The 8,432-nt window shown below is 71.2% G+C and carries 8 protein-coding genes; all 8 read left to right on the forward strand.

All coding sequences use genetic code 11. From position 1 onward, the window contains the following. Window positions 1-35 precede the first annotated feature (35 nt). The 8 genes from IM708_RS09635 to IM708_RS09670 all read left to right on the forward strand — a co-directional run bounded on the left by IM708_RS09635 (window position 36) and on the right by IM708_RS09670 (window position 8,347). Window positions 36-836, forward strand: a complete 801-nt coding sequence (locus tag IM708_RS09635; RefSeq protein WP_209426304.1) for an IclR family transcriptional regulator — start codon at window positions 36-38, stop codon at window positions 834-836. Then, window positions 833-1,828 (forward strand): thiamine pyrophosphate-dependent dehydrogenase E1 component subunit alpha, encoded by a 996-nt coding sequence (locus tag IM708_RS09640; RefSeq protein WP_209426305.1) that lies wholly within the window; start codon window positions 833-835, stop codon window positions 1,826-1,828. The genes IM708_RS09635 and IM708_RS09640 overlap by 4 nt, the downstream gene beginning before the upstream one ends. Next, window positions 1,828-2,814 (forward strand): alpha-ketoacid dehydrogenase subunit beta, encoded by a 987-nt coding sequence (locus tag IM708_RS09645; RefSeq protein ID WP_209426306.1) that lies wholly within the window; start codon window positions 1,828-1,830, stop codon window positions 2,812-2,814. Before IM708_RS09640 ends, IM708_RS09645 begins: the two co-directional genes overlap by 1 nt. Before the next feature lie 58 nt (window positions 2,815-2,872). Further along, entirely contained in the window at window positions 2,873-3,886 is a 1,014-nt protein-coding gene (locus IM708_RS09650; RefSeq protein WP_209426307.1) for a DctP family TRAP transporter solute-binding subunit, read from the forward strand. 103 nt (window positions 3,887-3,989) lie between these two features. Continuing rightward, window positions 3,990-4,523 carry a TRAP transporter small permease gene (locus tag IM708_RS09655; RefSeq protein ID WP_209426308.1) on the forward strand — a complete coding sequence of 178 codons (534 nt, stop codon included), beginning with the start codon at window positions 3,990-3,992 and terminating at the stop codon, window positions 4,521-4,523. A 6-nt stretch (window positions 4,524-4,529) separates the two neighbouring features. Next, entirely contained in the window at window positions 4,530-5,831 is a 1,302-nt protein-coding gene (locus IM708_RS09660) for a TRAP transporter large permease (protein WP_209426309.1), read from the forward strand. A gap of 7 nt (window positions 5,832-5,838) precedes the next feature. Then, on the forward strand, window positions 5,839-7,563 hold the full coding sequence (locus tag IM708_RS09665; protein ID WP_209426310.1) for a thiamine pyrophosphate-binding protein: 1,725 nt from the start codon (window positions 5,839-5,841) through the stop codon (window positions 7,561-7,563). Next, on the forward strand, window positions 7,556-8,347 hold the full coding sequence (locus tag IM708_RS09670) for a hypothetical protein (RefSeq protein ID WP_209426311.1): 792 nt from the start codon (window positions 7,556-7,558) through the stop codon (window positions 8,345-8,347). Before IM708_RS09665 ends, IM708_RS09670 begins: the two co-directional genes overlap by 8 nt. The last annotated feature ends 85 nt before the right edge of the window (window positions 8,348-8,432 follow it).

Here is an 8,432-nt window from a genome sequence, read left to right on the forward strand (position 1 = left end):
CCCCGGCAGAGGGTCGCGCACTCGGGGAGGATCGAATGCCGACGACGCAAGGCGCGTCTGTGCGAACCATCGACCGGGCCGCCGCCGTGCTGCGCGCGCTGGCCGCCGGGCCGGGCGCGGGCATGCGGCTGGCGGATGTGACCGCCGCGGTCGGGCTGGGCAAGGCCACCGTCCACCGCCTGCTGGGTGCGCTGGTCGAGGTGGGGTTCATCGAACTTGACGCGCATGCCAAACGCTACCGCCTGGGATTCGCGCTTTATGCCTTGGGCCGCACGGCGCGGCGGTTTCGCGTCGTCGACCTGGCCGGCCCGGCGCTGGAACGTCTGGCCGAGGCCACGGGCGACACGGTCTACCTGTCGATCCGCGACGGCGACGAGGCGCTGTGCGTCGACCGGCGCACCGGCAGCTACCCGATCCGCACGCTGACGCTGGACGTGGGCGACCGCCGGCCGTTGGGTGTCGGCGCCGGGTCGCTGGCGCTGCTGGCGCACGAGCCCACCGCCGAGGCCGAGCGCATCATCGCCGCCGCCCCCGAGGCGCGGCGCGCCTATCCGCAGTTCGACGCGCCGCGCCTGCGCCGGATGATCGAGGAAACCCGCGCCACGGGCTTTGCCTTCAACGACGGGCGGATCGTCAGCGCGATGTGCGCGCTGGGCATGCCGGTGATCGACGCCGAGGGCCGGGTCATCGCCGCGCTGTCCATCGCCGCGATCCGCGAGCGCATGGCCCCGGCGCGGCGCGACGAGCTGGTTGCCCTGCTGCGCGCCGAGGCCGCGGGGCTGGCGCAGGCGCTGGACCCGGAACTGGAAATCCCGTCGCAAAGGCAAGCCGGATGAAAACACCCGCCAACCTGGACCTGCCCCGGCTTCAGGCGCTCCACGCGCTGATGTGGCGCATCCGCGCCTTCGAGGAGGCCGCGATCGCCGCGCAGCGCGAGGGGCTGGTGCTGGGCGCCATCCATCCCTCCATCGGGCAGGAAGCGGTCGCGGCGGGCGTCTGCGCCAATCTCGACCGCGCCGACCTGCTGCTGTCGACGCACCGCGGGCATGGGCACACGCTGGCCAAGGGCGCCGACGCGCTGGCCATGATGCGCGAATTGTTCGGCCGCTCTGGTGGCACCTGCGGCGGCAAGGGCGGGTCGATGCATATCGCCGATTTCGGCGTCGGCATGCTGGGCGCGAACGGCGTTGTCGGCGCGAATATTCCCATCGCGGTGGGCGCGGCGCAGGCGCTGCGGCTGCGCGGGTCGGACGCCATCGTGACCTGCATCTTTGGCGACGGCGCGATCAACCGCGGCCCGTTCCTGGAGGGGCTGAACTGGGCGCGGGTGTTCGACCTGCCGGTTCTGTTCGTCTGCGAGGATAACGGCTTTTCGGCGACCACGCGCACGGCCGAGCTGACCGGCGGCGACGGCGCCGCGGTGCGCGCCGAAAGCTTGGGCATCCCCGCCGACAGTCTGGACGGCAACGACCTGATCGCGCTGGACGCGGCGGCGCGGGGCGCCATCGCCGCGGTGCGCGAGGGCGGCGGGCCGCGGTTGCTGCATTGCAAAACCTACCGGATCAGCGGCCACACGGCGGTCGACCCCGCCACCTACCGCCCCGCCGAGGAGGTCGAGGACTGGCGCCGCGCCTGCCCCATCGACCGGCTGGCCGGGACGCTGGAAATGGCCGGCATCGACCCCGCCGCGCTGAACGACGCCCGCCGCGCTGCCGAGGCCGAGATGGCCGAGGCGATGGCCGCGGCGCGCGCCAGCGACTGGCCGGACGCGGCGCTGGCCTTTGCCGATGTGCAGGACGCGGGCGATCCGCGCGAAAGGGCGTTCTGATGGCGCGCATGAGTTATCTGGACGCCGGCCGCCGCGCGCTGACCGAGGAGATGGAGCGCGACCCCGCGGTTTGGGCCCTGGGCGAGGATCTGGGCCGCGGCGGCGTCTTCGGCCAGTACCGCGGGTTGCAGGAGATGTTCGGCAAGGACCGCGTCGCCGACACCCCGATATCCGAGGCGTGCATCCTGGGCGCGGCGGTGGGGGCGGCAATGACCGGCACGCGGCCGGTGGTCGAAATGCGCTTTTCGGATTTCGCGCTCTGTGCGGTGGACGAACTGGTCAACCAGGCGGCAAAGGCGCGGTTCATGTTCGGTGGCCAGTCGCGCGTGCCGCTGGTGGTGCGCGAGCCCATCGGGATGTGGCGATCCTCGGCGGCGCAGCATTCGCAGTCGCTGGAGGCGTGGTACGCGCATGTGCCGGGGCTGGTGGTGCTCTGCCCGGCGACGCCCGCCGATGCGCTGGGCATGCTGAAATCCGCGATCCGCTGCGACGATCCGGTGGTGCTGATGGAGCACAAGAACCTATGGGCGCTGGAGGGCGAGGTGCCCGAGGGCGAGCATCTGGTGCCGCTGGGCCGGGCCGAGACCGTGCGGGCGGGGCGCGATCTGACGCTGGTCACCTGGTCGGCGATGCGCCAGCCCTGCCTGAAGGCGGCCGAGGCGCTGGCGCGTGACGGGATCGAGGTCGAGGTGATCGACCTGCGCTCCCTCTGGCCCTGGGACCGGGACGCAGTCATGGAATCGGTCGCGCGGACGGGCCGGCTGCTGGTGGTGCACGAGGCCGTCGCGGTGGCGGGTTTCGGCGCCGAAATCGCGGCCAGCGTTGCGGAGGCGCTGCACCCGCAACTGAAGACGGCGGTACGCCGGCTGGGCGCGCCGCGCATCCCCATCGCCTACGCGCCCCCCATGGAGGACGAGGTGCGCGTGAGCGAGGCGAAGATCATCGAGACCGCGCGGGCCATGCTGGCGCCCGAACGGGCCGGTTGAGGCGGAGGAATGAACCGGCGGCGCGATAGGCGTCGCCCCATCTGGGAGGAGAGAGAGAATGAAGAAGATCATGTCACTGACCCTGGCCGCCACGCTGGCGCTGGGGGCCTGGCCGGCGGCGGCGGAATACAAGGACGAATACCGCGTCTCGACCGTGGTGCCGGCGCCGTTTCCCTGGGGCCTCGCCGCCGAGCGGTGGGCCGAACTGGTCGGCGAGCGCACCGAGGGGCGGATCAACATGCAGATCTATCCGGGCGTGCAGCTGGTGCAGGGCGACCAGACCCGCGAATTCACCGCCATGCGCCGGGGCGTGATCGACATGGCCGTCGGATCGACCATCAACTGGTCGCCGCAGATCGTGGAGATGAACATCTTCTCGATGCCGTTCCTGATGCCGGACTATGCCGCGCTTGACGCGCTGACCGGCGGCCCGGTGGGCGAGCGGATCTTCGAGCTGATCGAGGAGAACGGCGTGGTGCCGCTGGCCTGGGCCGAAAACGGTTTTCGCGAGGTGACCAACTCGCAGCGCCCGATCCGCACGCCCGAGGACATGCAGGGCCTGAAGATGCGGGTCGTCGGCTCGCCGATCTTCAACGACATCTTCTCGGCGCTGGGCGCCAACCCGACGCAGATGAGCTGGGCCGACGCGCAGCCCGCGCTGACCACCGGCGCCGTCGACGGGCAGGAAAACCCGCTGACGATCTACACGGTGCTGCGCATGCACGAACTGGGCCAGACCAATGTCACGCTCTGGCATTATATCGCCGACCCGCTGATCTTCGCGGTGAACCAGCAGATCTGGGACAGCTTCACCGAGGAGGACCAGGAGATCGTGCGGCAGGCCGCGCTGGACGCCGGCGCGCACGGGATCGAGGTCGCCCGCGCCGGGCTGGTCGGCGAGGATACCAGCCTGATCGAAGAGATCGAGGGCTACGGCGTCACCGTCGTGTCCCTGAGCGACGAGGAACGGCAGGCCTTCGTCGACGCCACGCGCCCGGTCTACGACGCCTGGCGTGACCGCATCGGTGCCGATCTGGTGGAGATGGCCGAGGAGTCGGTCGCCAACCGCTGAGACGGGCGCGCCGCGAGGCGCCCCGCCGCCGACCCCGAAGGACCGGAGCGGCAGGCCCGCTCCGGTCCCTCATCGGACCCGCCCCTACCCCAGCGAGACCGCCATGAGCGACACCCCACCCCCCGAGTTGCGCACCGAGGAGGACGACACCGGCGCCGAGCATGTCCGCGTGCCCGTGCGCATCGAGGAGGCCTTCGCGGCCGCGGCGATGGCGGCGATCTTCCTGATCTCGTTCGGCAACGTGGTGATCCGCTACACCACCAGCGCGTCCTTCGCGTTCACCGAGGAATTCTCGGTCTTCCTTCTGGTCTTCATGACCTTCGTCGGTGCCTCAGCGGCCTTCGCCAGCAACGAGCATATCCGCATCACCTTCTTCCTGGGCCGGATGCCCGCCGGGTTGCGCTGGCTCTGCGAGATCGTGACGCTGCTCGCCACGACACTGATGTTTTCCCTGATCCTCTGGTACGGCGCCGAGGTCACCTTCGACGAATGGAAATGGGGCGAGACCTCGCCGGGGATGGGCAACCCGGTGTGGATCTACACGATCTGGCTGCCGATCCTGTCGGCGGCAATCCTGCTGCGGGTCCTGGGGCGGGGCTGGGCACGGCTGATCCGCCCGAAGATCCTGGGGCGCTGAGGGGCCATGCTGGACGCCAACCTCGCCCTGCTGCTGAGCTTCGCGGTGCTGCTGCTGATCGGCACGCCGATTGCCGTGGCGCTGGGGATCGGGGCGGTGGTCGGCATCCTGATCGGGCTGGACCTGCTGGCGCTGGGGATGATCGGCACCAACGCCTATGCGGCGGTGGCGAAATACCCGCTGATCGCCATTCCGCTGTTCATCCTGACCGGCATGATCTTCGAACGCTCGGGCGTGGCGGCGCGACTGGTGACCTTCGCGCAGGCCTGCATCGGCCCGCGCAAGGGGGGGCTGGCGCTGGTCGCGGTGCTGGTCTGCATGATCATGGGCGGCATGTCGGGGTCGGGCGTGGCCGATGCCGCGGCGGTGGCCACGGTGATGCTGCCGTCGATGCTGAAGGCGGGCTACCCGAAACCCTTCACCGCCTCGATCATCGCGGCGTCGGCGTCGACCGCGATCCTGATCCCGCCGTCGATCGCGCTGATCGTCTATTCGGTGATCGTGCCGGGGCTGGACCTGCGCGCGCTTTTCGCCGCGGGGCTGATACCTGGGGTGCTGATGGGGCTGGCCATCGCCGTGCCCGTGGTCTGGCTGAGCCGCCGGCACGGCTTTGGCGCGGGCGAAGGGACCGAGCGTCCGCCCTTCTGGCCGGCGTTGCGGGCGGCGTTGCCGGGGCTGCTGGCGCCGGTGATCATTCTGGGCGGGTTGCGGTCGGGCCTGTTCACGCCGACCGAGACGGCGGTGGTGGCGGTGGCCTACGGGCTGCTGGTCGGTGTGGTGATATACCGCACGATGGGACCGCGCGAGATCTACGCGGTGCTGGCCGACAGCGCCAAGATCTCGGCGGTGCTGATGCTGATCATCTCGCTGGCCGGGCTGTTCGCCTGGGCAGGGGCGACGATGGGGGCGTTCCGGGCGACCGCCGATCTGGTGCTGTCGATCAGCGACAACGAATGGGTGATCCTGGCGCTGGTGATGCTGGTCATGCTGCTGGCGGGGATGGTGCTGGACGGGGTGTCGATCTTCCTGATCGCGCTGCCGCTCTTGATCCCCATCGTGCAGGCCTTTGGCTGGTCCTATGTCTGGTTCGGCGTCGTGATCTCGATCAACATCGCCATCGGTCAGGTCACGCCGCCAGTGGCGGTCAACCTGATGGTCACCGCCAAGATCGCGCGCATCCCGCTGGAGACGACCTTTCGCTGGGTGGGTTGGCTGCTGGTGGCGATGATCGCGGTGCTGGTGCTGATCATCGCATTCCCCGAAATCGCGCTCTGGCTGCCCAGGGTGCTGGGTTATCGCATCACATGAGGTTCGCATGACACAGGCCACGAACGAGATGACCGGCGGCGAGGCGCTGGCCCGCGCCCTGATCGCGCATGGCGCGGGGCCGATCTTCGGCATGGGGGGGTTCCAGTTGCTGCCCTTCTACGATGCCGCGCGGCGGCTGGGATTGCAGCACTACCTGATCAACGACGAACGCTGCGGCGCCTTTGCCGCCGACGCCTATGCCAAGGTGTCGGGGCGCGTGGGGCTGGTCGACGCGACGCTGGGGCCGGGGGCCACGAACCTGGTGACCGGGCTGGTCGAGGCGTTGAACGCGGGCTCGCCCGTGGTGGCGCTGGTCGGCGACACGCATCGCGCGCATGCCTGGAAAAACATGACGCAGGAGGCGCGGCAGGCCGAGATCCTGCGCCCGGCCTGCAAGGAGGTGCTGCGCATCGAGGAGATCGCGCGCATCCCCGAATTGCTGCACCGTGCCTTTGTCGTGGCGACGACCGGCCGGCCCGGCCCGGTGGCGCTGATCGTGCCCGAGGATGTGGCGCATGGCACCTACGGCTTCGCGCCCGAGGATTTCGACGCCGACCCGCGCTACCAGTCCGCGCCCGCCCTGCGCTGCGCACCGGCGGCCGAGGCGGTGGCCGAGGCCGCTTCGATGCTGGCGCGCGCCGAGCGGCCGCTGATCCTCGCCGGCGGCGGGGTGCATCTGTCGCAGGCGGCCGAGGCGTTGCAGGCCTTCGCCGAGGCCGCGCAGATCCCGGTCGCCCACACGATGAGCGGGAAGGGCGCCATCGCCTGCACCTCGGCCCTGTCGGCGGGGCTGTTCGGGCGCTACGACCGGATCGCGAACGGGCTGATCGAGGAAGCCGACTGCCTGCTGGTCGTCGGCTGCAAGCTGGGCGAGATCGCGACCAAGCGCTACACGGTGCCGGCGCCGGGCAAGGTGCTGATCCATCTGGACGCCGTGGCCGAGGAGATCGGGCGCACCTATCGCCCGACCCTGCCGCTTTGGGGGGATGCGCGCGAGGGGTTGCGGGCGCTGCACGCGGCGCTGGGCGACACCCCGGTCGCGCGCGCCGACTGGTGCGCCGAGGTCGTGCGCCGGATGGACACCTGGCGCGAGACGGCGCGGCCGCGGCTGGAAAGCGCCGAGGTGCCGGTCGGCATGGGCCGGCTGCTGGGCACGCTGAACACCGGCCTGCCGGATGACGCCGTGCTGATCGCAGATGGCGGGTTCGCCGCGCATTGGAGCGGGCTTCTTTTCGACCAGAAGCGCGCGGGGCGCGGGTTCGTGCCCGACCGCGGCTTCGCCTCGATCGGCTACGGGTTGCCGGGGGCGATCGGCGCGAAGCTGGCGGCGCCGGGGCGCGCGGTGCTGGCGCTGACCGGCGACGGGGGCTTCAACATGGTGTTGGGCGAGCTGGAAACCGCGCGTCGGCTGGGGCTGGCGGTGACCATCATCGTCGTCAACAACGCGGCGTCGGGCTACGTCAAGGCGCTGCAGCACCTGATGTACGGCGAAGGGGCCTATCAGTCCTCAGACCTGGCCGAGACGGACTATGCCGCCGCCGCCCGCGCGCTGGGCTGCCATGGGCTGCGGGTGGAGCATCCGAATGAGTTGGCCGGCGCGCTGGCACAGGCGCTGGCCAACAGCGGCGCGCCGACGGTGCTGGATGTGGTCGTCACCCGCGATCCGGGGCAGATGCTGCCCGCCGCCGACAGCCGCGCGGTGCAGATGAAGAAGGGCGACCGCGTTGCCTGAATGGGTGCTGCTGGACAGCATCACCCGCGCGGACGCTTCGGCGCGCGGCGCGGTGGTGGTGGCAGGCTCGCATGGCGGGGTCTATCCGGCGTCGCTGGCGCTGAAGGCGGGGTGCCGGGCGGTTATCCTGCACGATGCGGGCGTGGGGCGCGACGGCGCGGGGGTCGCCGGGCTGGGCTGGCTCGAGAGCGCAGGCATGGCCGCCGCCGCGGTCGATCACCGCAGCGCGGAGATCGGGCAGGCGGCGGCGATGCTGGAGCGCGGGCGCATCTCGCACGCCAACCGGGCGGCGCGGGCGCTGGGGGTCGTGGCGGGCATGTCCTGCCGCGAGGCCGTCGAATGTCTGCGGGGGGCGGCGCTGCCCGCCGGCACCGCCCCCGACCTGGCCGAGGCGCGAGAGGTGCTGCACCCCGCGGGCGCGCGGCGGGCGCTGGTGCTGGTCGATTCGGCGGCGCTGGTCGTGGCTGGGGATGCGGGGCGGGTGGTCGTCACCGGCTCGCACGGGGCGCTGTTCGGGACCGACCCGGCGAACGCGCTGCGGGTCGACGCCTTCGCCGCGCTGTTCAACGACGCGGGCGGCGGGGTCGGCACCACCCGCCTGCCGGTGCTGGAGGGGCGCGGGATCGCCGCCGCGACCGTGGCGGCGATGAGTGCGCGGATCGGCGCGGCGCGCTCGACCTGGGAGGACGGCGTGATCTCGGCGGCCAATGCGCCGGCCCGCGCGCTCGGGGCCGCAGAAGGGGTGCCGGCCCGTGATTTCGTGGCGCGCGCACTGTCGACATGAGCCGGTTGATCGGCGGTGCACAATATTGTGCACCCCTGCAACAGATTGATTTAAAACCACGATCAGCCGGCGTTAACCGTAGCGA

The organism is Pararhodobacter sp. SW119 (genome assembly GCF_017811755.1).
Classification (GTDB): domain Bacteria; phylum Pseudomonadota; class Alphaproteobacteria; order Rhodobacterales; family Rhodobacteraceae; genus Pararhodobacter.